At 66.6% G+C, this 518-nt stretch carries 1 protein-coding gene; it reads right to left on the reverse strand.

Features of this window, described 5'->3' with window-relative positions:
- A partial coding sequence (locus PGB34_RS23055) for a tripartite tricarboxylate transporter substrate-binding protein (RefSeq protein WP_271430465.1) occupies positions 1-518 on the reverse strand: 518 nt, incomplete at both ends.

Here is a 518-nt window from a genome sequence, read left to right on the forward strand (position 1 = left end):
GCGATGGCCGGTGCGGTGCCCTTGTAGGGCACGGTGGTCATCTCGGCCTTGATCTCGCTCTGGAAGATCAGCCCGCACAGGTGCGAGGCCGAGCCGATGCCGGCGTTGGCCAGGTTGACCTTGCCGCTGTTCTTGCCGATCCACTCGCGCAGCTCCTTGAAGTTGTTGGCTTCGAGCTGGGGCTTGCCGATCAGGGTCATGGGCACGTCGTTGATCATGCCCAGGTACTCGAAATCGGTCTCGTAGTTGTACGAGAGCTTGCGGTAGAGCACGGGGGTGGTGGCCATGCCCACGTGGGTGACCAGCAGGGTGTAGCCGTCGTTCTTGGCGCGGGCGACCTTGGCGTTGCCGATGGTGCTGCCGGCGCCTGCGGCGTTCTCGATGACGATGGGGTTGCCGCCCAGGGGCTTTTGCATGGCCTCGGCCAGGTCGCGGGCCACGCGGTCGGTGGGGCCGCCGGCAGCAAAGGGCACCACGATGGTGATGGGCTTGCCGCCCGGGAAGTCCTGCGCGTGCGC

It is taken from the genome of Xenophilus arseniciresistens, from assembly GCF_028023875.1.
Taxonomy (GTDB): domain Bacteria; phylum Pseudomonadota; class Gammaproteobacteria; order Burkholderiales; family Burkholderiaceae_C; genus Xenophilus; species Xenophilus arseniciresistens.